This window comes from Kurthia zopfii (assembly GCF_003143955.1).
GTDB lineage: Bacteria > Bacillota > Bacilli > Bacillales_A > Planococcaceae > Kurthia > Kurthia zopfii.
In genome coordinates, this window is record NZ_QFVS01000001.1 from 142,671 (window position 1) to 166,549 (window position 23,879).

The window sequence follows — 23,879 nt, forward strand, 5'->3', positions numbered from 1 at the left end:
AATGAATGAAAATCGCAGTAATCGGTGCAATGGAAGAGGAAGTAGAACTTCTAAGAGCAGCAATCTCAAACCCAAAAACAACAGTCATTGCAAACTCAGAATATACAGAAGGTACATATGAAGGAAAAGAAGTTGTCCTTCTGAAAAGTGGAATCGGTAAAGTAAACGCCGGTATGTCTACTACAATCCTTTTACACGAGTTTAAACCAGATGTAGTCATCAATACGGGTTCAGCAGGCGGCTATGATGAAAATCTTGAAGTAGGAGCAATCGTCATCTCTGAGGAAGTACGTCACCATGATGTAGATGCGACAATTTTCGGTTATGAAATTGGTCAAGTACCACAAATGCCAGCTGCGTTTAAATCAGACGTAAAATTAATGGCTGCTGCAGAAGCTGCCGTTAATAAAATTGGCGAACATCAAGCAGCTACAGGATTAATTACTACGGGTGATTCTTTCATGAATGATCCAGTAAGGGTTGAGAAAGTACGTCAACAATTCCCGACAATGAAAGCAGTTGAGATGGAAGCGGCAGCAGTTGCACAAGTATGTCACCAATTCAAAACACCATTTGTAGTTATTCGTGCATTATCTGATATTGCAGGTAAACAATCAGATGTTAGTTTTGAGGAATTCTTACCAGTTGCAGCTAAACACTCTACACAAATTGTTTTAGAAACAGTTAAGTCACTTTAGTTCAATAGTTGTTCACGAATTCAAATAAAAACTGTTAATTTTCTCACAGTTGGTCTTGGTTCTGTATGTTAGGGTATGAATAGAATACAAGAAACAATGACGATCAATGGAGGGATTTACATGCTTTTTCTTATGGCCACATCTGTTGTAATTACAGCAGTAATCGCATTAATTATTAGCGCTGAAACATCAGAATCATAAAGTTTTTCTCAAATAATGAAACTGAATTGCGCTTTCAATCGTCAAATAAGTAGATGAATTCAATGGAAAATGGACTGCAAGAGTTAGATGCAGTCCATTTTTTATATAAAAAATAACACTCCAAAAATCGAAGTGTTATTGAAAAATTCATTTATACTTTTTTAAGTGTGAAATTACTAACCATTAATATTGCTAGAACTGGGAACAATATTAAGAAAAATGTTGGTGATAACCAACCGCTGAAGAAATAGGATACAGTTAAAATTGCACCCGCAGCTGTGATCGGTAATCCTGTGAAATAGCCATCTGATTCAGTAACATTGAATCGAGCAAGTCTAAACGCACCACATGCGATATAAAATACTGCGACAATCATACCTAAGCTACCAAAGTCAGTTAATGTAACTTCATACATTAATATTGCTGGTGCGACACCAAATGATATAATATCACTCATAGAATCTAATTGTTTTCCTAGTTCAGATTCAAGGTTATATTTTCGAGCTACTTTACCATCATAACGATCGAGTAGAGCAGCGATTAAAATAAATAGTACCGCGTTGCTATAGGATTCATTGATTGTAGCCATTACCGCCGCACCACCAAAGGAAATGTTCCCTAGTGTGATGAGATTCGCTAAATTTGCTTTCATCTTTTTTACTGTGACATCCACCATATTCAATGGACAACACTCCTTTTATTTTATTCATTATTAGACTATTATAAGTCTTTAGGATAGAAACTGTAAATCATTAAAAAAACGGAGGAACGACAATGTTCAAAAAAAAGCTTTACCAGACTGCAATTGAGCTGACAAATAAAAAGTGGTCTTCGCAATTGTTAAAATCAGTTGTGCATTCCAAAATTAGTAAACAATTTATTAGTTCTTATATAAATATATACGAAATAGACACAAAAGAAGTTTCAAAAAATATTACTTCATTTCCAAGTTTAGAGCAATTTTTTACGCGCGAACTTAAAAATGACGCAAGACCGATTGATGGAAGACTAGATGTAATGACTAGTCCAGCAGATTCTAAAATCGAATCATTCGGTGCAATTTCACAGGATACAGTAATTTCAGTAAAAGGGCAAGAGTATAAACTTCAAGATTTATTAGGGAAAGATGATCATGCGAAGAAATATCAGAACGGCAAATACATTGTATTTTATTTGAGTCCAGCTGATTACCATCGTGTACATAGCCCTGTAGACGCGCAAATTGGACGACAATATATTCTAGGAAATAATAGTTATCCGGTAAACCAAATGGGGTTAAAATACGGGAAAAAGCCGATTTCAGGAAATTATCGTATGATTTCTGAATTACAGCTTTCTAATGGCGATCAAGCGGCATTTATTAAAGTGGGTGCTATGTTCGTTAATACAATTCAATTAACAAATACTTCGAATGAATGGTCAAAAGGCGAAGATATCGGTCATTTTTCTTTCGGTTCGACGGTTGTCATGCTTTTTGAAGAACATTCAATCGAATTTTTACAAAATGTTCAACAAGGATACCATATACAGGTGGGAGAAGCGTTCTGCAATATGTTATAATTGTCTGAGGTAAAAGTGAAATCAATCGTAAATGGAGAGAATATCATTTGTATAAATTAATTATGCCAAAGGAATTCGTCCGATCTGTACTCGATTTAACTCCTGAAAAGTTACATGATTTAGGAATCAAAGGAATCATTACAGACTTAGACAATACTTTAGTAGAGTGGGATCGAGCGAATGCCACAGCAGAGCTTGAGCAATGGTTAGCTTCGATGAAAGCTGCAGGGATTAATGTCATAATCGCTTCGAACAACAATGAAGAGCGTGTAAAGAAATTTGCAGAACCAATTAATCTACCGTACTTATTTAGAGCGAAAAAACCATTGCTTGGTGCATTCAAAAGTGCTTTACAGCAATTAGACTTGAAACCACAAGAAGTTATGATGCTTGGTGATCAAATGCTTACGGATATGATGGGTGCAAATCGTATGAAGATGCACACGATTTTAGTGAAGCCTGTCGCAAACTCAGATGGCATGGTGACGAAATTCAACCGTGCAATCGAACGCAGAGTATATAAATACTTAGCGAAAAAAGGAATACCAACTTGGGAGGAACAATAATTATGAATGAAAAGTTACACTGCATCGGCTGTGGTACAGTAATCCAAACAGAAGACCCGAAAGAACCCGGCTATGCTCCAGCATCTTCGCTTGAGAAAGAGGATGTAATTTGTAAACGTTGCTTCCGTTTAAAAAATTATAATGAAATTCAACCAGTATCTTTAACTGATGATGATTTCCTACGCATCTTAAATGGTTTAGGAACTCAAAAAGGTCTGATTGTTAAAATCGTAGATATTTTTGACTTTAACGGTAGCTGGTTACCAGGATTACACCGTTTTGTCGGTTCAAATCCAGTATTATTAATCGCAAACAAAGTAGATTTATTACCTAAATCAGTAAACAAGAAAAAAGTAATCAACTGGATGAAGCAAGAAGCGAAGAAATTAGGCTTAAAACCAATCGATGTGTTACTTGTAAGTGCGCATAAAGGTGCTGGTATGGCTGAAGCGATGGAAGCTATTGAGCATTACCGTCGTGGAGAAGATGTCTATGTTGTTGGTTGTACAAATGTAGGTAAATCAACATTTATTAACCGCATTATTAAAACAGCAACTGGACAAGGGGATATCATTACGACATCTCACTTCCCAGGTACTACGCTTGATATGATTGAAATTCCATTAGATGACGAAAAAGGAATCTATGACACACCTGGGATCATCAATCATCACCAAATGGCACATTATATTGATTCATCAGAATTCAAATACATTATGCCTAAAAAAGAAATCAAACCTGCTACATTCCAATTGAATGAGGCTCAAACATTATTCGTAGGTGCTTTAGCTCGTTTTGATTTCATCAAAGGTAAACGCTCTGCATTCACATTGCATATTTCAAACGAATTGAAAATTCATCGCACAAAACTCGAAAATGCGGATGAACTTTATGCAAATCATCGTGGCGAATTATTAGCTCCGCCTTCAGCAGAATTCATTGATCAGTTACCAAGATTAGTGCGTCATGAGTTTTCAATTAAAGAAGGAAAAACAGATATCGTATTTTCTGGACTTGGTTGGATTACAGTGCAAGATGCTAATGTTGTTATCGCTGCTTACGCTCCAGAAGGTGTAGAAGTAACCGTTCGCCCGTCATTAATTTAGGGGGAAGTTATATGAAAAAATGGTACGCTGTCATCGGTAACCCTATCGGCCATTCGATGTCACCATTTATGCATAATAGTTGGTTTTCTCAAATGGAAATCGATGCGACTTATATTCCAATTCAAGTGATTGAAGAAGATTTGGATCGTGCAGTTAGCAGTATGAATTTATTAGGGATTAGTGGTTTCAACGTCACAATCCCTCATAAAGAAAAAATCATTCCATTATTAGATATTCTGGATCCGATGGCTGAAAAAATGGGCGCGGTGAATACAGTCGTTCGTTTAGAGGACGGTCGATTGAAAGGCTTCAATACGGATGGACTCGGTTTCGTACGCTCTTTAGAAGAAGTCGTGGGAGATCAACTGAAATCCGAAGAAGTGCTAATAATTGGAGCTGGTGGTGCGGCGAGAGGTATTGCATTTGCATTAGAAACTCTTGGCTATAGCCATCTAACGATTTGTAATCGCACAGTTGAGAAGGCGGGGGCGATTTGCTCTGAACTTGAGCAAAAAGCTGCAGCTATTTCATTACAACAAGCGAGTGAACAATTAAATCAATTTAAAATAATCATTCAAACTACACCAGCTGGCTTAAAGAATGGTGATTTCTCACTTCCTTTTTCAATAGAAAAGTTAAATTCAACTGCTATTGTTGCGGATATTGTGTATAATCCATTAATGACGCCATTTTTAGAGGCGGCATCTCAAAAAGGTGCCACGACCGTTTCAGGTTTAGGAATGTTTGTTCATCAGGGGGCTCTTGCGTTCAATTATTGGACGGGGCAATCACCTGATCTATTAGCTGTAAAAAAACAGCTAATCGAAAATTTAGGAGGAAATTAATTTTATGTTAACAGGTAAACAAAAAAGATTTTTACGTGCAGAAGCACACCATTTAGATCCAATTTTCCAAGTTGGTAAAGGCGGAATTAGTGAAGCGATGCTAGTACAAATCAAACAAGCACTTAATGTACGTGAATTAATTAAAGTACGTATTTTAGATAACTGTGAATTTGACAAAAAAGAAGTAGCGGCAGATTTAGCGGAAGGTTCTTCAGCAGAATTAGTACAGTTAATCGGTTTAACTGTCGTTCTTTACAAAGAAGCAACTAAACGCGAATACCGTAAAATTGAATTACCAAGAGCAAAATAAAGTAAGGTGATTTTATGAAGAAAATCGGAATAATGGGTGGAACATTCAATCCACCTCATATTGGCCATCTCATAATGGCAAATGAAGTTTTTCATACGTTAGAATTAGATGAAATAAGGTTTATGCCGAATGCCATCCCACCTCATAAAGAGCATTCAATCACGGCAACTTCTACTCAAAGATTAAAAATGACTGAATTTGCGATCAAGCAAAATGAACATTTTAAAATTGAGCCGATCGAAATTAATGAAGGAGGCGTGTCATATAGTTTTGACACGATTTCCAAATTAGTTGAAAGTGAGCCTGATGTGCAGTTTTACTTTATTATCGGTGGTGACATGATTGATTCGCTGCATACTTGGTACCGCATTGAAGAACTGGTGAAAATCGTTCAATTTGTTGGTGTCGGCCGCCCTGGTACATTGGGCAAAACGACATTGCCAATGATGTATGTGGATGCTCCATTAATCGATTTATCTTCCACCTTTTTAAGAAACCGTTTGTCAAATGGGCAAACGGTCACTTATTTATTGCCTGAATCAGTGGAAACCTATATACGAAAGGAAGGTTTATATGGAACGAAGTGAGCTATTAGCTGCAATTAAGGACCGTATGCCTGAGAGACGTTATATTCATACGATTGGCGTAGCAGATACAGCAATGAAACTTGCGGAACGATTTGGAGAAAATGTGAAGAGCGCAGAAATTGCAGGCATTCTTCATGATTCTTGTAAATACGTTGATCGCGAGTGGATGAAAGAAATTATTTTACAAGAAAAGATGGACTCGAATTTATTGGATTTTCACCATGAATTATGGCATGGTCCAGTTGGCGCATACGTTGCTAAAACTGAATTTGCTATAGAAGATGAAGATATTTTAAATGCGATTCACTATCATACTACTGGAAGAAAAGATGCTTCGGATTTAGAAAAAATCATCTATATTGCTGATTTGATTGAACCGAATCGTAAATTTCCAGGTATTGAAGAATTACGAAAAGCAGCAGTGGAACTTGATCTTCACTCATTATCAATTGTTTGTGTAAAACACTCTATCCAGTTTTTAATGCATCAAAACCAAGCTGTTTTCCCTGATTCGTTCAATTTTTACAATGATTTATTGATACAGAAAAGAGGCTAATTCATGGGAAATGAAACATTATTAAACATCGTATTTAAAGCAGCGGACGACAAAAGAGCAGAGGATACTGTCGTTCTTAATATGCAAGGAATTTCATTACTAGCAGATTATTTTGTAATTTGCCAAGCGAATTCAGAACGTCAAGTTCAAGCAATCGCGAAGGAAATTCAAGAAAGTGCTGGTAAAGAAGGCTATACGTTAAAACGTATGGAAGGCTTTGATACTGGACGTTGGGTACTAGTTGACCTTGGAGATGTTGTAGCGCATGTATTCCACCGTGATGAGCGTGGTTACTACAATCTTGAAAAACTTTGGGGAGACGCTCCAGAACAGTACATGGAAGATGAAATAAATGGCTAGTTACGGCAGATTTGCTGAAGTTTACGATCAACTAATGCAAGATATTCCATATGATGAATATGTGAACTGGGTTATCAAAAATGCCCCATCAGCTCAAAATCTACGTTTATTAGATATTGGCTGTGGAACAGGTGTTATGCTTGGAAAATTTATTGCTCAAGGTTATGAAGTAGCTGGGCTGGATTTGTCAGAGGAAATGTTAATGATGGCAAATGAAAGATTAGCGAATTCAGGTAAGCAAGTATTACTCGTTTGCCAATCAATGGATGAATTAGAGGGTTTTGAGGATTTAGATGTCATCACGATTCCAATCGATTCATTAAATTATTTACCAGAGCAATCACAAGTAGAAGCTACTTTCAAAGGAATCTTTGAGGCGCTAAAACCAGGTGGACATTTATTCTTTGATGTACATTCATTATTTAAAATGGATGAAATATTTATGGATAGTCCATTCACATATGACGATGGCGAAATCACGTATATTTGGGATACTGAAGCGGGCGAACACCAACATTCGGTTCATCATGATATGACGTTTTTCGTTCAAGAAGAAGGTACACACTTCGAACGATTTGAGGAATATCATTTCCAAAGAACTTTTCCAATCCAACAGTATTTAACGATGTTAGCTGCAGCTGGATTTGAAGAGGTAAATGTAACAGCAGATTTCTCGGAGGATGCTCCAGAACTTGATTCACAAAGAATCTTCTTTCATGCAGTAAAATAATCGTTTCCATTTAATTGGAATTGTTGTAAGATGGTATTAGCTCCTATGAACCCCCGATGAAAGGGAGTTCGAGCAATGCCATCTTTTTTTATTCAATATAAAACACCTATTATTTCATCCCTCATCGTAATCTTCGGTATTATACTCTACTTTATTTTTGGAACGAGCCAACCCCAAGAGGCTAATGTCCAACCCATCCAAAAAATTCAAGAAACTCAACCCCCCTTAGAAAAGGAAAAACCTAAAATAGAACCACAGCAACTTGTATCAACCGCGGTAATCGTGGATGTTAAAGGTGCTGTTAAAAAACCCGGTATTTACGAACTGGATCCAAACGCGAGAGTAATGGATGCCATCTCATTAGCTGGTGGTTATATTTCGACGGCTGATCGTAATGGTATTAATTTGGCTGCAAAACTACAAGATGAGATGGTCATTTATGTCCCTAAAAAGGGTGAGAATAAAGACAATCCTATTATTCAAAGTCCAGCGTCTTCGCCTACAGGACAACAAAATTCTTCTGGAAGTGAAGCGCAGTCTGTAGTGAATATTAATACGGCAGATGAGACTCAATTGCAGACGCTTAGTGGAATAGGACCTGCTAAAGCACAAGCGATTATCTCCTATCGCACCGATACGGGGTTATTTCAGACGATTGAAGATCTCAAAAAAGTGACAGGATTCGGAGAAAAAACTTTCGAAAGATTACAAAGTTCTATAACAGTTCAGTAAACCTATTGACCTTCAGCACACTTTATAATTACACTAGAGATATTAAAAAATCGGGGGCGTTCATATGGAGCGAATAACATGGCATCAATTTTTCATGGCGCAATGCCATTTACTAGCATTGAGAAGTACTTGTACAAGACTTGCGGTAGGTTCAACTATTGTCAGAGATAAACGAATCATTGCCGGGGGCTATAACGGTTCAATTTCAGGTGATGATCATTGTATCGACAAAGGTTGTTACGTCGTTGATAATCATTGTGTGCGAACGGTTCACGCCGAAACGAATGCACTTCTACAATGTGCAAAATATGGTACACCTACGAAGGATGCGGATTTATATGTCACGCATTTCCCGTGTTTACCTTGTACGAAATCAATCATACAGTCCGGCATTAAAAACCTTTACTACGCAACAGATTATAAGAATAATCAGTATGCAATCGAATTATTAGAACAGGCAAATGTCAACATCATTCATGTGCCGTTTGAAGAGTATAAAATCGATTTTTTAAGTGATGAGAAATTATCTCTTAATTTAGAAATGCTGACTGAGTTGCGCGCAAAAGGTGCGACACCTGAAGAGTTGGCATCATTTGAAAAAAGGGTGGAACAATTATTTGGGCTAAATATCTCAACAATGAAGTAATATACATCGCTCTGTCAGTCTTAATTGCTATTATTGCAGCAAATGGATTAACAGAGCTTTTATTTTTATATATCCCGTTTTTATTATGGTTATGGTTCCGACATACTTCTATTTTTGCGATGATCATGGTAGCTAGTTTCGCAATTTTGTTCTTTGTTTCGACTTCTGTCAGAATCCAGATGCCAAAAGAACTTCCGAAAGAAGCTATTTTGACATGGACTTCTCAAGTGAAAATTAATGGCGGCACAGTCCGTGGATTTATGAAAAATGAGCAGCATCAGAAAGTCTATGTCACATATAAAATCCAAGATGAAAATGAGAAAGTTCAACTTTTGAAACACGCTTTAGCGGGCAAAACTTTTGTCGTCACAGGACAATTAGTTGAACCGTCTAAAAAACAGCATCCATATAGTTTTGATATGCATCAATATTTTAAAAGTCATCGAGCAATTGGGGTTTTTGAAATTGAAAAATGGCAGTTTGTACCAAATAAGCGAGCAATTCTATCGCTTATTTATGAACAAAGGTTCAAGATGGGGAATCATATCGACAATACCTTTCCGAAATCAATTGCAGCAGAGGCAAAGGCGCTTATTCTAGGAAATCAAGAAGATGTGCAGCAAGAGGATCAACGGGCATATCAAGTGTTAGGAATTACGCATCTCTTTGCTATTTCAGGTTTGCATGTCGGCCTTATGACAATCATTTTTCAACAACTTTTAAAAAGAGCGCATATAAGAAAAGAACATGCGAAAATTCTACTATGCATCTCCTTGCCAGTCTATGCGCTTTTAGTAGGTGGCGCGCCTTCAGTTTGGCGAGCAGTCCTTACAGTTCTAGTATTGCTAATCATATCTTCTTTCACACGAAAGCCATCCTTACTAACTTCACTCTCCCTTTGCTTCATTATTTTCGTAAGCGTCGAACCGAATAGTATTTTTCAAATAGGTTTCCAGCTCTCATTTCTAGCGGCACTCGCTATTATTCTCTCAACAAAAATTATTAAAAATGCGAAAAATACAATTGTTGTATCACTTATAATTACGATTGTTTGCCAATTACTCGTAGCACCGATCCTTCTCTTTAACTTTTATGAGATTTCTATTTCAAGTTTTTTGATGAATCTTATTTTTGTCCCTCTTTTTTCGATTATTATCTTACCTGCCAATTTAATTCTTCTATGTATTAGTTACGTCCCAATCAATGAATTACAGTTTGTTTTCCAACTATATGAACCGTTTAGGCTGTTGATCCAACTCGTAATATTGAAAATACAATCAATCCCTTATCAAATGTGGAATCCAGGCAAACCACCGTTAATTGCACTCGCCATTTTGTACGCCGTCATCATATTATTCTTTCTCGCAATGGAAAAGCAGAAAAAACGCCTATTCGCCTTCATAGCTGTCGTTATTTTCTGTGTCCTTTTAGACATTAGCGTTAATAGAAGTCAATCGCTGCGAATGTCTTTTATAAGCGTAGGGCAGGGGGATTCAACATTAATTGAACTTCCGAATAAAAAAGGTGTTATTTTAGTTGATGCTGGAGGGATTCTTAGATTTGGTGGGGAAGATTGGAAGCAGCCGAAGAAACAATATGAAGTGGGAAGGCAAGTGATTGTTCCATACTTAAAGGGAAGAGGGATTTCGAAAATTGACCAATTGATTCTTTCTCACGCAGACGCAGATCATGTGGAAGGTGCTGAAGAAATTTTAGAGGAAGTGAGTGTGAGAGAAATTCATATCACACCAAATTCACTCGAAAAATCCGTGATGGCAGATGTGATCAATGAAGCGCAAAAGAAAAAAACGCCAATAATCGAGCGTATGGCTGGTATGAGTTGGCGTTTTGGCGAGGTTGATTTCGAGTATTTAATGCCAAGGGATACAGAATATGAAGGCAATAACGACTCACTTGTACTAATGGTACGCTATAAACAGCATAGTATTTTATTGCCGGGTGATTTAGAAAAAGAAGGTGAGGCTGAACTCTTGCAAAAGGGAGCAGAGAAAATTACGGATGTAAGCATTTTGAAAGCTGGGCATCACGGTTCTAAAACATCGACTACTGAATCCTTTTTGGAAGTGACGAATCCGAAACTCGTCATTTATTCGACGGGCCTTAAAAATCGTTACAACCATCCTGCAAAAGAAGTAACGGATCGCGTTGATGCGGCAAAAATCCCAAGTTTAAATACAGCGGAAGAGCAGACCATTATTTTGCGAATTGACGATCATATTTTGAGGGAAATGGAATAAAAAAAGTAGCAATCGTAAAAACGACAGCTACTTTTTTAAGAAAGAGTGACGATCTCCGTCATGTAGCAAGATTAACGAGCTACAAATTCAATCACCACTGCGATGACGTACATGAAAGCGAAGAATAAAAAAGAAACTAAGAAACCTACACCGGAGTCAATAGCGTCATTTCGCTTACATTGAACATCTTTTTCAAATGGATTCATAATTACCCCTCCTAATTTATTACCATTATATAGCATAATTAGAAAAAAAGCCATATTATGTCGGGTGAAGATTCCTTGATCTAACAGAATGCGGTTGTCTAATTGTATGGTTATTGTATAATTTAACTATAGAGAAAGTGAGGCGGGATAATGTTTCAAAAAATTTGGAAAGAAATTGAGCGAGGTAATATAGATCCTGTCTATGTGCTTTCAGGTGTTGAATCGTACTTTGTGGATGAGACTATACAACGAATTAAGGCAGCGTTAGAGAAAAGTGGGGATTTAGAAACTTCAACTTATGATTTGGACGAGGTTCCGGTTAGTCATGTAATTGAAGAAGCAGATACGATTCCATTCTTTTCTGAACGGAAGCTAATCATCGCAAAAAATGCATCTTTTTTAAAGGCGACTGACAAGTCAAAAGAGAAAATCCAGCATGACTTTAAAGCTTTAGAAGTTTGGTTGCAAAATCCATCGACTTTTTCAGTAACCATTTTCGTTGCACCGTATGAAAAATTAGATGAGCGTAAAAAAGTAACGAAACAAATGAAGGAATTTGCGACAATCATTCACGCAGAAGCACCAAAAGAACGGGATTTAGCCGTATGGGTGCGAAATGAAGTATCTTTAAGAAGAAAGTCTATAGACGACGATGCCATCGACAAATTAATTGAGTTAGTTGGCTCAGATATGCTTCATTTACAGTCAGAAATAGAAAAACTTTGCTTCTACATTGGAGAGGATGACCGAATTCCTTTTTCAATTATTGAAGAACTTGTACCTAAAACGCTTGAGCAAGATGCATTCAAATTATTAAATGCGTATATTGCAGGTGATAAATCTACCGCTATTTCGATTTATCATGATTTGATTCGCCAAAAGCAGGAACCAATCGCTTTAGTAGCGTTATTGGCTTCACAAGTGCGTCTAATGTCGAATGTTTACTACTTGCAGTCAAAAGGCTATCATGGTCAACAAATCGCTAAGACACTTAAAGTAAACCCTTATAGAGTGAAGAGGATTGTGGAAGATCGTCATCAAGTAAAGGATCAGCATCTGCTGAAAGCTTTATATGGTCTAAGTGAAGTAGATTTACAGCTTAAATCCTTAAGTGGCAAGCGAGAAAGATTTTTAGAGTTATTTTTAATGAAACCATTAGCATAAATCACGAATTCCGTGGTTTATGTTTTTTTGTGCATTTAAAACTAATTCGTATAAAATAATAAATAATTTAAGTCTAAATGGGGTATGTAATTAGTAAGAGTGATAGGAGGGATTCAATGTCAAGGCAATGGAGAAAAGCATGGATGATGATTGGCGTCGTACTTATACTTCTATTAATTGTGAACGAATTTACGAGTAATCCATATGAAAAGTATCGAGCGAAGGTAAAGTTAGAAACTTATTTAAATGAACAATATCCTGAAAGTTCATTCCGAGTGACTGCTGGTGATTTCAAACGAAAAAATGAATCCTACACTTTTACAATCGTGAATAAAAATAGAGAAGAACAAGTAGCAGAGATGGCAATTCAGAATGGCCATCAATATGAAGTGATTGAAGATCAGTTGAAGAAATGAGGAAACTAAAAAAAGACTGATGCCATGGCATCAGTCTTTTTGGATTCTACTAAAAGTAGAATTAAGCTTTTTTCATTAAACGAGCTTTAGTACGAGCAGCAGCGTTTTTGTGGATTAAGCCTTTAGAAGCAGCTTTATCTACAGATTTAACAGCAGCAGAAAGTAATACTGATGCGTTTTCCTCTTTAGATGTTAGAGCAGCCTCTGCTTTTTTAATAGCAGTACGCATAGTTGATTTAACTTGAGCGTTAGCTAGGTTAGCTTTTTCAGCAGTTTTTACACGTTTGATTGCAGATTTAATATTTGGCATGAAATTCACCTCCTATAAAGGATCGAGATGAGTAGATTCTCAACTGTGTCTGTATCTAATACAACAAGCATCATTATAGCAAACAAATAGTAAGGAAATCAAGAGAGAAATGGAAAGAATATATACTTGACACGCATTTTTTTAATTTTTTTTTATGAAATCGCTTAAATTATAGTATTTTAATATAATTAAGAGAGTTGATTTGCTAATTTAGCACGTTATTTACATCTTTCATTGCCAATATAGCCGTTTGACTGATATAATTCAAATAGTTTAAATAGGAGTGGAATGCATGAATCGAGAAGAATTATTAAAAAGACAACAAAACATCCGAAATTTCTCTATCATCGCGCATATTGACCATGGTAAATCTACATTAGCTGACCGTATTTTAGAAAAAACACAAGCTCTTTCTGCTCGTGAAATGAAACATCAGCTTTTAGATTCAATGGATTTAGAGCGTGAACGTGGAATTACAATTAAATTAAATGCAGTGCAACTTAGTTATACTGCAAAAGATGGCGAAGAATATACTTTCCATCTAATTGATACACCAGGACACGTCGATTTCACTTATGAAGTGTCTCGTAGTTTAGCTGCTTGTGAAGGTGCTATTCTAGTAGTAGATGCTGCACAAGGTATTGAAGCACAAACACTTGCGAACGTTTACTTAGCATTAGATAATGACTTGGAAATCTTACCGGTTATTAATAAAATCGATTTACCATCAGCAGATCCTGAGCGTGTACGCCAAGAAGTTGAAGATGTTATCGGACTTGATGCTTCTGAAGCGGTACTTGCTTCTGCGAAAGCTGGTATTGGGATCGAAGATATTCTTGAACAAATCGTAGAGAAAGTTCCTGCACCTCAAGGCGATCATGAAGCGCCTTTACAAGCTTTGATCTTTGACTCTGTTTACGATTCATATCGTGGTGTAATCATCTCAATTCGTATTTCACAAGGTACTGTTAAACCAGGTGATAAAATTCGAATGATGGCTACAGGAGCAGAGTTTGAAGTGTTAGAAGTGGGTGTTCATACGCCTGTAATGACGCCTACAGATATTCTTACAGTTGGTGATGTTGGTTATTTAACGGCATCTATTAAAAACGTTGGAGATACTCGTGTAGGTGATACAGTTACTTCTGCTACTCGACCTGCTGAAGCACCACTAGAAGGTTACCGTAAACTAAATCCGATGGTTTACTGTGGTTTATACCCAATCGACACAGCAAAATATGTTGATTTACGTGAAGCATTAGAAAAACTTGAGTTAAATGACTCATCTTTACAATATGAGCCAGAGACTTCTCAAGCACTTGGTTTTGGTTTCCGTTGTGGATTCTTAGGACTTCTTCATATGGAGATTATCCAAGAACGTATTGAGCGTGAATTCAAAATTGATTTAATTACGACTGCACCATCAGTAATTTATCATGTCAACATGACGGACGGCGAAGAGCTTCAAGTTGCCAACCCATCTGAAATGCCTGATCCTCAAAAAATCGACATTATTGAAGAACCATATGTAAAAGCGAGTATTATGGTACCGAATGATTATGTTGGAGCAGTTATGGAGATTTGTCAGCGTAAACGTGGTAACTTCCTAACAATGGATTATATTGATACAACGCGTGTTAATATTTTATATGAACTACCATTATCTGAAATTGTTTATGATTTCTTCGATCAATTGAAATCATCTACAAAAGGTTATGCGTCATTTGATTACGAGTTAATCGGTTATAGACCTTCTAAACTTGTGAAAATGGATATTTTACTTAACGCAGAGCAAGTCGATGCATTAAGTTTCATCGTTCATAAGGATTTTGCGTATGATCGTGGTAAAGTAATTGTTGAGAAATTAAAAACTTTAATCCCTCGTCAACAATTCGAAGTGCCAGTTCAAGCAGCAGTTGGTCAAAAAATTGTTGCGCGTTCTACAATTAAAGCAATGCGTAAAAACGTTTTAGCGAAATGTTACGGTGGGGATATCTCACGTAAACGTAAACTTCTTGATAAGCAAAAAGAAGGTAAGAAACGCATGAAGCAAGTTGGTTCTGTAGAAGTGCCGCAAGAAGCATTCATGGCTGTACTGAAAATTGAAGAAGACTAAATCACTTCCTGAAACGTCTTACTGTTAGGTGAACTAACAGTAAGACGTTTTTTTGAACAAATTAGTAAAAAAAGGTTTATTCTCAAAATTTAGGGGCATTTTATATACAGTATATTGAAAAATAAAACTTTTCTGTTTACAAAATAATACAGTAGGCATTATAATCTAATTAAGGAACTTAAAATAAAATGACAATAGTCCTTTAATAAAAAGATCCGATCGCAATGCGAATTATTTTTTCGACAATATTTGTCGAAAAAAGCTATACATTCGACAAATAATTTGTTAAAATTGATTAGCACTATAGAGATAGTGAATAGAGTAGTTAGAGAGGTGGTTTACAATGAAAACATATGAAGATCAGTTAGATACACTAATGGCTATGATCGAAAAAAGATTATCTTCATTAGAGAACAATGTCTCATATATGCATAGTAGACTTGCCGAGCTGCAAGAGTCTCAAGAAGATGGAACGGATTCGGAATATGAAAAGTATGCTAAAGCTATTTAGCTAATATAATAGATTGAGTAGGAGTTTGCAGAATTTATTTTGCAAACTCTTTTTATATGTCCAAATACATCGTATCTTTAAACGATTGAACGATGCATATGTTAAAATACACAATAGATGTGTTAAGTGAAGGGAGGAAGTTGTATTAATGGCTAGAGGAGTATATATCCACATACCATTCTGTCATCAGATTTGTAATTATTGTGACTTTAATAAAGTCTTTTTTAAAAACCAACCTGTAGACGAGTATATTGAAAGTTTAGGAAGAGAAATTAAAATGGCGGTTGAATCAAACCCAACTGCATATTCAAATATAAAAACGGTTTTTTTAGGTGGAGGAACACCGACAGCACTTTCAGCTGAACAATTAGATCGTTTACTTACATTAATTGTTTCATATATCTCATTAGATGATATTGAAGAGTATTGTACAGAAGCGAATCCGGATGAGCTTACAGAAGATAAATTAGTCGTATTGAAAAGACATGGTATCAATCGATTGAGCCTAGGTGTGCAATCATTTGATCAAGAGCTTTTGAAAAAATTAGGCCGAACACATGAAAATGAACATGTATTCCAAACAATCGAAAAAGCTAAAGAGATTGGCTTTACTAATATTAGTATTGACCTTATGTATGGCTTACCAGGTCAAACAATCGAGCAATGGCAAAATACATTGGATCAAGCTTTTTCTTTAGATCTACCACATTTCTCTGCGTATTCATTAATCGTAGAACCTAAAACGATTTTCTACAATCTAATGAATAAAGGGAAATTACCACTACCAGGCGAAGATTTGGAAGCTACGATGTATGAGATGCTAATGGCTCAGATGGAAGCTCATGGACTTCATCAGTATGAAATTAGTAACTTCGCGAAACCAGAGCATGAATCTGCACATAATTTAATTTATTGGGATAACGAAGAATACGCAGGCTTTGGTGCTGGAGCAAGCGGTTATTTAGATGGTGTACGTTATACGAACCACGGCCCACTAAAAAAATATATGGACGCAATTGATCAAGGAGAACTTCCTATTAATCACCAATCTAAAGTCAGCCTAAAAGAACGAGTGGAAGAGGAAATGTTTTTAGGTTTAAGAAAAACAAATGGAGTGAATATAAAACACTTTGAAGATAAATTTAAAAAGTCGATGCGCGATATTTTCGAAGGTCAGATCAACAAACTTTTAAATGAAGGTTTAATAGTAGAAACAAAAGATACTTTAAAGCTTACACAACAAGGTAAATTTGTAGGGAATGAAGTATTCCAAGAATTTTTACTCGATTAACTACTTTTCCGTTGACATAAAAATGGTCTTTTGATAAATTAATTATAGTGTTAGCACTCACTAATGATGAGTGCTAAAAAATGAGGTGATGATCATGCTTACTAATCGACAATTGCAAGTTTTGAAAGTAATCGTTGATGATTTTATTGCGTCTGGTCAGCCGATTGGTTCACGACAAATTTCGAAAAAGGATGAGATTACTTTTAGTCCAGCTACCATTAGAAATGAGATGGCTGATTTAGAAGAAATGGGCTTCCTTGAAAAACCGCATACTTCTGCGGGACGTGTACCCTCGGAAAAAGGCTATAGGTTCTATGTGGATCATTTAGTAACGCCTCAAGGACTTACGAATCAAGAAATAAAAACTATAAGTTCTGCTTTTACTGATCAATTCTTTGAAACAGAGCAAGTGATTCGTAAATCTGCTACTATTTTATCTGACCTGACGAATTATACTTCGATTATATTAGGACCAGATGTACAGATGCATAAGGTGAAGAAGTTTTCTATCGTTCCCTTAAATGCTACGAACGCCGTGGCAATTATCGTAACAGATAATGGTCATGTAGAAAATCGGGTCATTGATCTTCCGGCTGGCATGAATTCAAGTGATTTTGAAAAAATCGTCAATATTTTGAATGAACGTCTAGTTGGTGTACCACTTGTACAAATTCCATATTATTTGGAAAAAGAAGCAGCGAAAATAATTGAACAACATGTAGGTGCTTATGACGGTCTTCTCCAATCAATCTTTGGAGGGGCGGAACATTCAAGTGAACACAGGATTTACTATGGTGGTAAAACAAATATGTTGAACCAACCCGAATTCCATGATTTGGATAAAATTAAAATGTTAATGGAGATGCTCGAAACTCAAAGTCAATTACAGAGTTTATTACATCGCGATACACCAGGCATTTCAATCCGAATTGGTTCAGAAAATAATCTGCTTGCTGTAGAAGATTGCAGTATTATTACGGCTTCGTATCTTTCAACAGATGATCAAGTGGGATCAATCGCAATTATTGGCCCAAAAAGAATGGATTATCAACGTGTTATTACATTATTAGACCATATGAGTGGAGATTTAACTAAACTCTTACGTCGAGGAATATAATTGCAATATGCAATGCTAAAGGAGGATATACCGTGTCACAACAAAATGCAAATGAAGAAAAAGTGACTGAAGTTGTAGATGAAACTGTTGAAGCTACAGAAGAAACAGTTGAAGAAACAACGGAAGAAGTGGTAGAAGTAAATGAAGTTGAGGAGCTTGAGCAGAAATTGCAAGCTGAAGAGGAGCGATTCTTAAGATTACGTGCTGATTTTGATAACTTAAAACGACGTACTCAAACTGATCGTGAAGCGGCAGCAAAATATCGCTCGCAAAATCTTTTAACGGACCTACTACCAGTGCTTGATAACTTCGAAAGAGCTTTACAAGTTGAAGCAACGACTGAAGATGGCGAATCAATCAAAAAAGGTATCGAAATGGTTTACCGTTCTTTAGTAGAAGCTACTAATAAAGAAGGCCTTGAAGTAATTGAGACTGTAGATCAACCATTTGATCCGAATTTCCACCAAGCGGTTTTGCAAGAACAAGACGATTCAAAAGAAGCGGGAACTGTTCTTCAAGAATTGCAGCGCGGTTATAAACTGAAAGATCGTGTATTACGCCCAGCAATGGTTAAAGTAAACGAATAACATTCACTAAATACACTTAAAACGCAAATTGCGTTTATATATAATTATCTATTAATAGGAGGAATTTATTATGAGTAAAATTATCGGTATTGACTTAGGTACAACAAACTCTTGCGTATCAGTTCTTGAAGGTGGAGAACCAATCGTAGTAGCAAACAAAGAAGGCGCACGTACAACACCTTCAGTAGTAGCATTCAAAAATGGCGAACGCCAAGTAGGAGAAGTTGCTAAACGTCAATCAATTACAAACCCTAACACAATTATGTCAGTTAAACGTCATATGGGTACTGACTATAAAGTACAAGTTGAAGATAAAGAATATACACCACAAGAAGTATCAGCAATGATCTTAACTCACTTAAAAGAGTACGCTGAAGACTATTTAGGTGAAAAAGTTACGAAAGCTGTAATTACAGTACCTGCTTACTTCAACGATGCACAACGTCAAGCTACTAAAGACGCTGGTAAAATCGCTGGTTTAGAAGTAGAACGTATTATTAACGAACCAACAGCTGCAGCATTAGCATATGGTTTAGAAAAAATGGATGTAGATCAAAAGGTTCTAGTATTTGACCTTGGTGGTGGTACATTTGACGTTTCAGTACTTGAATTAGGAGACGGCGTATTTGAAGTACTAGCAACTGCTGGTGACAACAAATTAGGCGGAGATGATTTCGATGATGCAATCATGGACTACCTAGTAGCTGAATTCAAAAAAGAAAACGGTATTGACTTAGCTAAAGATAAAATGGCTATGCAACGTCTTAAAGATGCTGCTGAAAAAGCGAAAAAAGAACTTTCAGGCGTAACTTCTGCACAAGTTTCATTACCATTCATTACTGCTGGTGAAGCTGGTCCATTACACTTAGAAATTTCATTATCTCGTGCTAAATTCAACGAAATCACTGCTGAATTAGTAGAACGTACAATGGTTCCGACACGCCAAGCTTTATCAGACGCTGGTCTTTCTGCATCTGACATTGACCAAGTAATCTTAGTTGGTGGTTCAACTCGTATTCCTGCAGTTCAAGAAGCAGTTCAAAAAACAACTGGTAAAGAACCTCATAAAGGTGTAAACCCTGATGAAGTAGTAGCAATGGGTGCTGCTGTACAAGGTGGCGTATTAACTGGTGATGTGAAAGACGTAGTATTACTTGACGTAACTCCATTATCATTAGGGATCGAAACAATGGGTGGCGTATTCACTAAATTAATCGATCGTAATACAACAATCCCAACATCTAAATCACAAACATTCTCAACAGCTGCAGATAACCAACCTGCTGTAGACATTCACGTATTACAAGGTGAACGTTCAATGGCTGCTGATAATAAAACTTTAGGTCGTTTCCAATTATCTGATATTCCTGCAGCACCACGCGGAATTCCACAAATCGAAGTAACTTTCGATATCGATAAAAACGGTATCGTAACAGTTAAAGCGAAAGATCTTGGAACAAACAAAGAACAAAATATCGTTATCCAATCTGAATCAGGTCTTTCTGAAGCAGATATCGAACGTATGGTTCAAGAAGCCGAAGCAAATGCGGAAGCGGATAAAGTACGTAAAGAAGAAGCTGATCTTCGTAACGAAGCAGATCAATTAGTATTCCAAACTGACAAAACTTTAGCTGATCTTGGCGAACAAGTGACAGAAGACGAAAAAGCTCCTGTACTTGAAGCAAAAGAAGAGTTAGCGAAAGCAATCGAAGCTGGCGAACTAGAAGGTATTAAAGCTGCTAAAGAAAAATTAGAAGGCTTATTACAACCACTAGTTATGAAAGTTTACGAACAAGCTGCAGCAGCTCAACAAGGCGCTCAAGGCGAAGCTGGCGAACAACCTAAAGATGACGGCGTAGTTGACGCTGACTTCACTGAAGTTGAAGACGATAAAAATAAGTAATAAATTAACACAGAAAAGCTAAAGACCATACGATTCCACGCGCTGTGGACATAGCAAATTGCCCGTTCACCTATGGTAGCCAAAGACCGTTTTCGGGCTTTGGCTTTTCTGTTTATTAAGCAAGACCTAACTATCAAAATACACATTAAAATGATACAATAATATTTATGTGAAAAGAGCGGAGTTGAAAATAGTGGAAAAAAGAGACTATTATGAAGTATTAGGTATTGAGAAATCTGCTTCTGCAGATGAAATTAAAAAAGCATACCGTAAACTATCAAAAAAATATCATCCGGACATTAATAAAGAAGCCGGAGCAGATGATAAATTTAAAGAGATTGCGGAAGCTTATGAAATTTTAAGTGATCCTCAAGCAAAAGCCCGTTATGATCAATACGGACATCAAGATCCAAACCAAGGATTTGGTGGCGGCGGCTTCGGCGGCGGTGGCGGATTTGGTGGTTTCGATGACATCTTCAGTTCATTCTTTGGTGGTGGAGGCGGTCGTCGTCAAGACCCGAATGCTCCTCGTAAAGGTGATGACCTTCAGTACAGAATGTCGATTAAATTCGATGAAGCTGTATTCGGTGCTGAAAAAGAAATCGAAATTCCTCGCGATGAAACATGCGATACATGTACAGGTACTGGTGCAAAACCAGGTACTTCGAAAACAACTTGTACGCACTGTAAAGGATCTGGTTCTGTAGAAGAAACAGTGAATACACCATTCGGTCAAATGCGTAACCGTACAACTTGTCGCCATTGTAGTGGTTCTGGTTCAATCATTCAAGAGAAATGTAAAGATTGTCACGGTAAAGGAACAATTCGTCGTAATAAACGAATTAAAGTAACGATTCCAGCTGGTATTGATGATGGCCAACAACTGCGCGTAAGTGGTCAAGGTGAAGCCGGTATTAACGGTGGACCAGCAGGCGATTTATATATCGTATTCCAAGTTCGTGCATCAGATAAATTCGAACGTGATGGCGACGATATTTACTATCAATTGAATATCACATTTGCTCAAGCAGCACTTGGTGATGAAATTGAAGTTCCTACTGTAAATGGCAAAGTGAAAATGAAAATTCCAGCAGGCACACAATCAAATGAACGTTTCCGCTTAAAAGGAAAAGGTATTAAAAACGTTCAAGGTTATGGCGTAGGGGATCAACATGTTATTATTAAAGTCGTAACTCCTAAGAAATTAACGGAGAAACAAAAAGAATTATTACGTGAATTCGCAAATATTTCAGGTGATATTCCTGAAGAACAAAGTAGTTCACTTTTTGATAAAATTAAGAAAAAATTTAGAGATTAATTGGAGTTGATTGTAAGTGAAATGGTCTGAATTCTCGATCCACACATCAAATGAGGCAGTAGATGCAATTTCAAATATTTTACACGAGGCAGGCGCAAGCGGTGTCGTAATTGAAGATTCATTTGATTTAGAAAAACCTAGAGAGCAAGTATTTGGAGAAATCTATGCGTTAGATCCAGTCGATTTTCCTGTCAATGGAGTAATCGTAAAAGCATATTTACCACTTAATAGTTTTTTAGGTGAGACAGTTGAAGAGATTAAGCAATCAATCAATAATCTAGCTAACTTCAATCTGGATTTAGGTTCTAATAAGGTTACTACTTGTGAAGTCGATGATGAAGACTGGTCAACTTCTTGGAAAAAATACTATCACCCAGTTAAAATCTCGAATCGTTTTACAATCGTTCCAACATGGGAAGATTACCAACCAGTAGAGTCTGATGAATTAATTATCGAACTTGATCCAGGTATGGCATTTGGAACTGGTACACATCCGACGACTGTTATGAGTTTACAAGCTCTTGAAAAACATGTGAATAACGAAGTAGATGTTATTGATGTAGGGACAGGTTCGGGTGTACTAGCGATTGGTGCAGCATTATTAGGAGCTAAAACAGTACATGCGTTAGATTTAGATGAAGTGGCGGTTAGATCTGCGATTGAAAACGTAGAATTAAACAAAGTTTCGGATAAAATCGAAGTCGTACAAGGTGATCTTTTAGATACGGTGAAAGAGCCTGCAGAAGTTGTTGTAGCCAATATTTTAGCGGAAATTATCTTAACTTTCGTAGATGATGCTTTCACAATCGTCAAACCAGGTGGTATTTATATCACTTCAGGTATTATCGAAGGACGTAAGGAAGATGTTAAAAACGCTTTAATCGACGCTGGCTTTGAAATTGATGAAGTTATGATGATGGAAGATTGGGTTACCATCGTTTCTAGAAAACCATTATAAGAGGTGTACAATATGCAAAGATACTTTGTAGATCAAGTCGATGATTCGGCTCCAATCAGAATTTCTGGTGAGGATGCGAAACATATTACAAAGGTTATGCGTATGCAAGTGGGCGACGAGTTAATCGTCGTCCATTCTAATGTCGCTGATATTTGTAAAATAACATTATTTGATGAATTGGATGTAATCGTTGAAAAGACGGGTGAGCAAATTCCATCACCAGAGCTACCGATTCACGTTACGATTGCTTGTGGATTACCAAAGGGTGATAAACTTGATTTAATTGTTCAAAAGTCGACCGAATTAGGTGTATTCCAAATCACACCTTTTGAAGCAGCTCGTTCAATCGTGAAATGGGATCATAAAAAAGGTGAGAAGAAGCAGCAACGATTGCAAAAAATTGCAAAAGAAGCAGCTGAGCAATCACATCGTACGGTCATTCCGACTGTAGAATCACCAATCACGTTTAAACAACTCCTTGCTAGCGCTAAATCTTATGATGCGATTTTTATTGCAGATGAAGAAGATGCTAAATTGGAAGAACGTACAACTTTAAAAGAGAAGATAAAAGGTTTAACGGGTTTGAGTAACGTCTTAGTTGTATTCGGACCAGAGGGTGGTATTGATCGTAAAGAATCAAGCGCACTATTAGAAGTAGGTGCTAAAACAATATCACTTGGGCCTAGAATTTTAAGAACTGAAACAGCGCCACTTTATTTTTTAGCGGCGATTTCATATGAATTTGAATAAATAGTATATGCGGACACTTTGTAACAGCAAATTGTTCGCATTTATTTATATGTTTTTTTAAATAGAACAATCAAATT

At 36.7% G+C, this 23,879-nt stretch carries 28 protein-coding genes; 25 read left to right on the plus strand and 3 right to left on the minus strand.

Going from position 1 to position 23,879, the window contains the following annotated elements; translation table 11 throughout:
* The first annotated feature begins 5 nt into the window (after window positions 1-5).
* Together mtnN and DF281_RS14925 are read left to right on the plus strand one after the other, a co-directional pair.
* Window positions 6-698, plus strand: a complete 693-nt coding sequence (gene mtnN / locus DF281_RS00690; protein ID WP_109348333.1) for a 5'-methylthioadenosine/S-adenosylhomocysteine nucleosidase — start codon at window positions 6-8, stop codon at window positions 696-698.
* 75 nt (window positions 699-773) lie between these two features.
* Window positions 774-899: a hypothetical protein gene (locus DF281_RS14925; RefSeq protein WP_256595758.1), complete on the plus strand. Its 126-nt coding sequence runs from the start codon at window positions 774-776 to the stop codon at window positions 897-899.
* Window positions 900-1,050: 151 nt separating this feature from the next.
* Here the strand turns inward: DF281_RS14925 and pssA are convergent, their stop codons facing one another.
* A complete protein-coding gene (pssA, locus tag DF281_RS00695; protein WP_240605494.1) occupies window positions 1,051-1,575 on the minus strand; it encodes a CDP-diacylglycerol--serine O-phosphatidyltransferase in 525 nt (174 codons plus the stop codon).
* 98 nt (window positions 1,576-1,673) lie between these two features.
* Between pssA and DF281_RS00700 the strand changes: the two genes are divergently transcribed.
* The 12 genes from DF281_RS00700 (at window position 1,674) to DF281_RS00755 (ending at window position 11,155) form a co-directional block, all read left to right on the plus strand.
* Window positions 1,674-2,459: a phosphatidylserine decarboxylase gene (locus DF281_RS00700; RefSeq protein WP_109348334.1), complete on the plus strand. Its 786-nt coding sequence runs from the start codon at window positions 1,674-1,676 to the stop codon at window positions 2,457-2,459.
* A 62-nt stretch (window positions 2,460-2,521) separates the two neighbouring features.
* A complete protein-coding gene (locus tag DF281_RS00705) occupies window positions 2,522-3,025 on the plus strand; it encodes a YqeG family HAD IIIA-type phosphatase (protein WP_172461988.1) in 504 nt (167 codons plus the stop codon).
* Between the two features lie 2 nt (window positions 3,026-3,027).
* Window positions 3,028-4,131 (plus strand): ribosome biogenesis GTPase YqeH, encoded by a 1,104-nt coding sequence (gene yqeH / locus DF281_RS00710; protein ID WP_109348336.1) that lies wholly within the window; start codon window positions 3,028-3,030, stop codon window positions 4,129-4,131.
* An 11-nt stretch (window positions 4,132-4,142) separates the two neighbouring features.
* On the plus strand, window positions 4,143-4,976 hold the full coding sequence (gene aroE, locus DF281_RS00715) for a shikimate dehydrogenase (protein ID WP_109348337.1): 834 nt from the start codon (window positions 4,143-4,145) through the stop codon (window positions 4,974-4,976).
* A 4-nt stretch (window positions 4,977-4,980) separates the two neighbouring features.
* The gene (gene yhbY / locus DF281_RS00720; protein WP_109348338.1) at window positions 4,981-5,286 is read left to right on the plus strand and encodes a ribosome assembly RNA-binding protein YhbY; all 306 of its coding nucleotides are present in this window, start codon (window positions 4,981-4,983) and stop codon (window positions 5,284-5,286) included.
* 14 nt (window positions 5,287-5,300) lie between these two features.
* The gene (locus tag DF281_RS00725) at window positions 5,301-5,873 is read left to right on the plus strand and encodes a nicotinate-nucleotide adenylyltransferase (protein WP_109348339.1); all 573 of its coding nucleotides are present in this window, start codon (window positions 5,301-5,303) and stop codon (window positions 5,871-5,873) included.
* Window positions 5,860-6,429: a bis(5'-nucleosyl)-tetraphosphatase (symmetrical) YqeK gene (gene yqeK / locus DF281_RS00730; RefSeq protein WP_109348340.1), complete on the plus strand. Its 570-nt coding sequence runs from the start codon at window positions 5,860-5,862 to the stop codon at window positions 6,427-6,429. Before DF281_RS00725 ends, yqeK begins: the two co-directional genes overlap by 14 nt.
* A gap of 3 nt (window positions 6,430-6,432) precedes the next feature.
* On the plus strand, window positions 6,433-6,789 hold the full coding sequence (rsfS, locus tag DF281_RS00735) for a ribosome silencing factor (protein WP_109348341.1): 357 nt from the start codon (window positions 6,433-6,435) through the stop codon (window positions 6,787-6,789).
* Window positions 6,782-7,519, plus strand: coding sequence for a class I SAM-dependent DNA methyltransferase (locus DF281_RS00740; RefSeq protein WP_109348342.1), 738 nt, complete (start codon window positions 6,782-6,784; stop codon window positions 7,517-7,519). The genes rsfS and DF281_RS00740 overlap by 8 nt, the downstream gene beginning before the upstream one ends.
* Window positions 7,520-7,594: 75 nt before the next feature.
* Window positions 7,595-8,251, plus strand: coding sequence for a helix-hairpin-helix domain-containing protein (locus tag DF281_RS00745; protein WP_109348343.1), 657 nt, complete (start codon window positions 7,595-7,597; stop codon window positions 8,249-8,251).
* A 64-nt stretch (window positions 8,252-8,315) separates the two neighbouring features.
* Entirely contained in the window at window positions 8,316-8,897 is a 582-nt protein-coding gene (locus DF281_RS00750) for a ComE operon protein 2 (RefSeq protein ID WP_109348344.1), read from the plus strand.
* A 179-nt stretch (window positions 8,898-9,076) separates the two neighbouring features.
* Window positions 9,077-11,155, plus strand: a complete 2,079-nt coding sequence (locus tag DF281_RS00755; protein WP_166636040.1) for a DNA internalization-related competence protein ComEC/Rec2 — start codon at window positions 9,077-9,079, stop codon at window positions 11,153-11,155.
* Window positions 11,156-11,226: 71 nt separating this feature from the next.
* On the opposite strand, the gene DF281_RS00760 is transcribed toward DF281_RS00755, so the two are convergent.
* A complete protein-coding gene (locus DF281_RS00760; RefSeq protein WP_109348346.1) occupies window positions 11,227-11,361 on the minus strand; it encodes a YqzM family protein in 135 nt (44 codons plus the stop codon).
* A gap of 150 nt (window positions 11,362-11,511) precedes the next feature.
* Between DF281_RS00760 and holA the strand changes: the two genes are divergently transcribed.
* Together holA and DF281_RS00770 are read left to right on the plus strand one after the other, a co-directional pair.
* Window positions 11,512-12,525: a DNA polymerase III subunit delta gene (gene holA, locus DF281_RS00765; protein ID WP_109348347.1), complete on the plus strand. Its 1,014-nt coding sequence runs from the start codon at window positions 11,512-11,514 to the stop codon at window positions 12,523-12,525.
* A gap of 116 nt (window positions 12,526-12,641) precedes the next feature.
* Window positions 12,642-12,941, plus strand: a complete 300-nt coding sequence (locus DF281_RS00770; RefSeq protein ID WP_109348348.1) for a YfjL-like protein — start codon at window positions 12,642-12,644, stop codon at window positions 12,939-12,941.
* A 61-nt stretch (window positions 12,942-13,002) separates the two neighbouring features.
* On the opposite strand, the gene rpsT is transcribed toward DF281_RS00770, so the two are convergent.
* Complete coding sequence (gene rpsT / locus DF281_RS00775; protein ID WP_109348349.1) at window positions 13,003-13,251, minus strand: 30S ribosomal protein S20; 249 nt, start codon at window positions 13,249-13,251, stop codon at window positions 13,003-13,005.
* Window positions 13,252-13,543: 292 nt separating this feature from the next.
* Here rpsT and lepA point away from each other — a divergent pair, with 292 nt between their 5' ends.
* The 9 genes from lepA to DF281_RS00815 all read left to right on the plus strand — a co-directional run bounded on the left by lepA (window position 13,544) and on the right by DF281_RS00815 (window position 23,802).
* Window positions 13,544-15,367, plus strand: coding sequence for a translation elongation factor 4 (lepA, locus tag DF281_RS00780; protein ID WP_109348350.1), 1,824 nt, complete (start codon window positions 13,544-13,546; stop codon window positions 15,365-15,367).
* Between the two features lie 343 nt (window positions 15,368-15,710).
* The gene (locus DF281_RS14650) at window positions 15,711-15,878 is read left to right on the plus strand and encodes a hypothetical protein (RefSeq protein WP_166636041.1); all 168 of its coding nucleotides are present in this window, start codon (window positions 15,711-15,713) and stop codon (window positions 15,876-15,878) included.
* 148 nt (window positions 15,879-16,026) lie between these two features.
* Complete coding sequence (gene hemW / locus DF281_RS00785) at window positions 16,027-17,169, plus strand: radical SAM family heme chaperone HemW (protein ID WP_109348351.1); 1,143 nt, start codon at window positions 16,027-16,029, stop codon at window positions 17,167-17,169.
* Window positions 17,170-17,263: 94 nt separating this feature from the next.
* Window positions 17,264-18,286, plus strand: a complete 1,023-nt coding sequence (gene hrcA / locus DF281_RS00790; RefSeq protein ID WP_109348352.1) for a heat-inducible transcriptional repressor HrcA — start codon at window positions 17,264-17,266, stop codon at window positions 18,284-18,286.
* A gap of 32 nt (window positions 18,287-18,318) precedes the next feature.
* Window positions 18,319-18,873 (plus strand): nucleotide exchange factor GrpE, encoded by a 555-nt coding sequence (gene grpE / locus DF281_RS00795; protein ID WP_109348353.1) that lies wholly within the window; start codon window positions 18,319-18,321, stop codon window positions 18,871-18,873.
* 70 nt (window positions 18,874-18,943) lie between these two features.
* A complete protein-coding gene (gene dnaK / locus DF281_RS00800; protein ID WP_109348354.1) occupies window positions 18,944-20,776 on the plus strand; it encodes a molecular chaperone DnaK in 1,833 nt (610 codons plus the stop codon).
* Window positions 20,777-20,969: 193 nt separating this feature from the next.
* Window positions 20,970-22,094 (plus strand): molecular chaperone DnaJ, encoded by a 1,125-nt coding sequence (dnaJ, locus tag DF281_RS00805; protein ID WP_109348355.1) that lies wholly within the window; start codon window positions 20,970-20,972, stop codon window positions 22,092-22,094.
* Between the two features lie 16 nt (window positions 22,095-22,110).
* Window positions 22,111-23,052 (plus strand): 50S ribosomal protein L11 methyltransferase, encoded by a 942-nt coding sequence (gene prmA, locus DF281_RS00810; protein WP_109348356.1) that lies wholly within the window; start codon window positions 22,111-22,113, stop codon window positions 23,050-23,052.
* Between the two features lie 12 nt (window positions 23,053-23,064).
* Entirely contained in the window at window positions 23,065-23,802 is a 738-nt protein-coding gene (locus DF281_RS00815; protein WP_109348357.1) for a 16S rRNA (uracil(1498)-N(3))-methyltransferase, read from the plus strand.
* Window positions 23,803-23,879: the final 77 nt, after the last annotated feature.

Coding starts and splice junctions, on each gene's coding strand:
- lepA (WP_109348350.1), top strand. CDS start 13,544: ATGAATCGAGAAGAATTATTAAAAAGACAACAAAACATCCGAAATTTC.
- rpsT (WP_109348349.1), bottom strand. CDS start 13,251: ATGCCAAATATTAAATCTGCAATCAAACGTGTAAAAACTGCTGAAAAA.
- mtnN (WP_109348333.1), top strand. CDS start 6: ATGAAAATCGCAGTAATCGGTGCAATGGAAGAGGAAGTAGAACTTCTA.
- rsfS (WP_109348341.1), top strand. CDS start 6,433: ATGGGAAATGAAACATTATTAAACATCGTATTTAAAGCAGCGGACGAC.
- DF281_RS00705 (WP_172461988.1), top strand. CDS start 2,522: ATGCCAAAGGAATTCGTCCGATCTGTACTCGATTTAACTCCTGAAAAG.
- yqeK (WP_109348340.1), top strand. CDS start 5,860: ATGGAACGAAGTGAGCTATTAGCTGCAATTAAGGACCGTATGCCTGAG.
- DF281_RS00755 (WP_166636040.1), top strand. CDS start 9,077: ATGCCAAAAGAACTTCCGAAAGAAGCTATTTTGACATGGACTTCTCAA.
- DF281_RS14925 (WP_256595758.1), top strand. CDS start 774: ATGAATAGAATACAAGAAACAATGACGATCAATGGAGGGATTTACATG.
- yqeH (WP_109348336.1), top strand. CDS start 3,028: ATGAATGAAAAGTTACACTGCATCGGCTGTGGTACAGTAATCCAAACA.
- aroE (WP_109348337.1), top strand. CDS start 4,143: ATGAAAAAATGGTACGCTGTCATCGGTAACCCTATCGGCCATTCGATG.
- DF281_RS00745 (WP_109348343.1), top strand. CDS start 7,595: ATGCCATCTTTTTTTATTCAATATAAAACACCTATTATTTCATCCCTC.
- DF281_RS00700 (WP_109348334.1), top strand. CDS start 1,674: ATGTTCAAAAAAAAGCTTTACCAGACTGCAATTGAGCTGACAAATAAA.
- hemW (WP_109348351.1), top strand. CDS start 16,027: ATGGCTAGAGGAGTATATATCCACATACCATTCTGTCATCAGATTTGT.
- hrcA (WP_109348352.1), top strand. CDS start 17,264: ATGCTTACTAATCGACAATTGCAAGTTTTGAAAGTAATCGTTGATGAT.
- DF281_RS00725 (WP_109348339.1), top strand. CDS start 5,301: ATGAAGAAAATCGGAATAATGGGTGGAACATTCAATCCACCTCATATT.
- pssA (WP_240605494.1), bottom strand. CDS start 1,575: ATGGTGGATGTCACAGTAAAAAAGATGAAAGCAAATTTAGCGAATCTC.
- DF281_RS14650 (WP_166636041.1), top strand. CDS start 15,711: ATGAAAACATATGAAGATCAGTTAGATACACTAATGGCTATGATCGAA.
- DF281_RS00815 (WP_109348357.1), top strand. CDS start 23,065: ATGCAAAGATACTTTGTAGATCAAGTCGATGATTCGGCTCCAATCAGA.
- DF281_RS00740 (WP_109348342.1), top strand. CDS start 6,782: ATGGCTAGTTACGGCAGATTTGCTGAAGTTTACGATCAACTAATGCAA.
- dnaK (WP_109348354.1), top strand. CDS start 18,944: ATGAGTAAAATTATCGGTATTGACTTAGGTACAACAAACTCTTGCGTA.
- DF281_RS00750 (WP_109348344.1), top strand. CDS start 8,316: ATGGAGCGAATAACATGGCATCAATTTTTCATGGCGCAATGCCATTTA.
- yhbY (WP_109348338.1), top strand. CDS start 4,981: ATGTTAACAGGTAAACAAAAAAGATTTTTACGTGCAGAAGCACACCAT.
- DF281_RS00760 (WP_109348346.1), bottom strand. CDS start 11,361: ATGAATCCATTTGAAAAAGATGTTCAATGTAAGCGAAATGACGCTATT.
- holA (WP_109348347.1), top strand. CDS start 11,512: ATGTTTCAAAAAATTTGGAAAGAAATTGAGCGAGGTAATATAGATCCT.
- DF281_RS00770 (WP_109348348.1), top strand. CDS start 12,642: ATGTCAAGGCAATGGAGAAAAGCATGGATGATGATTGGCGTCGTACTT.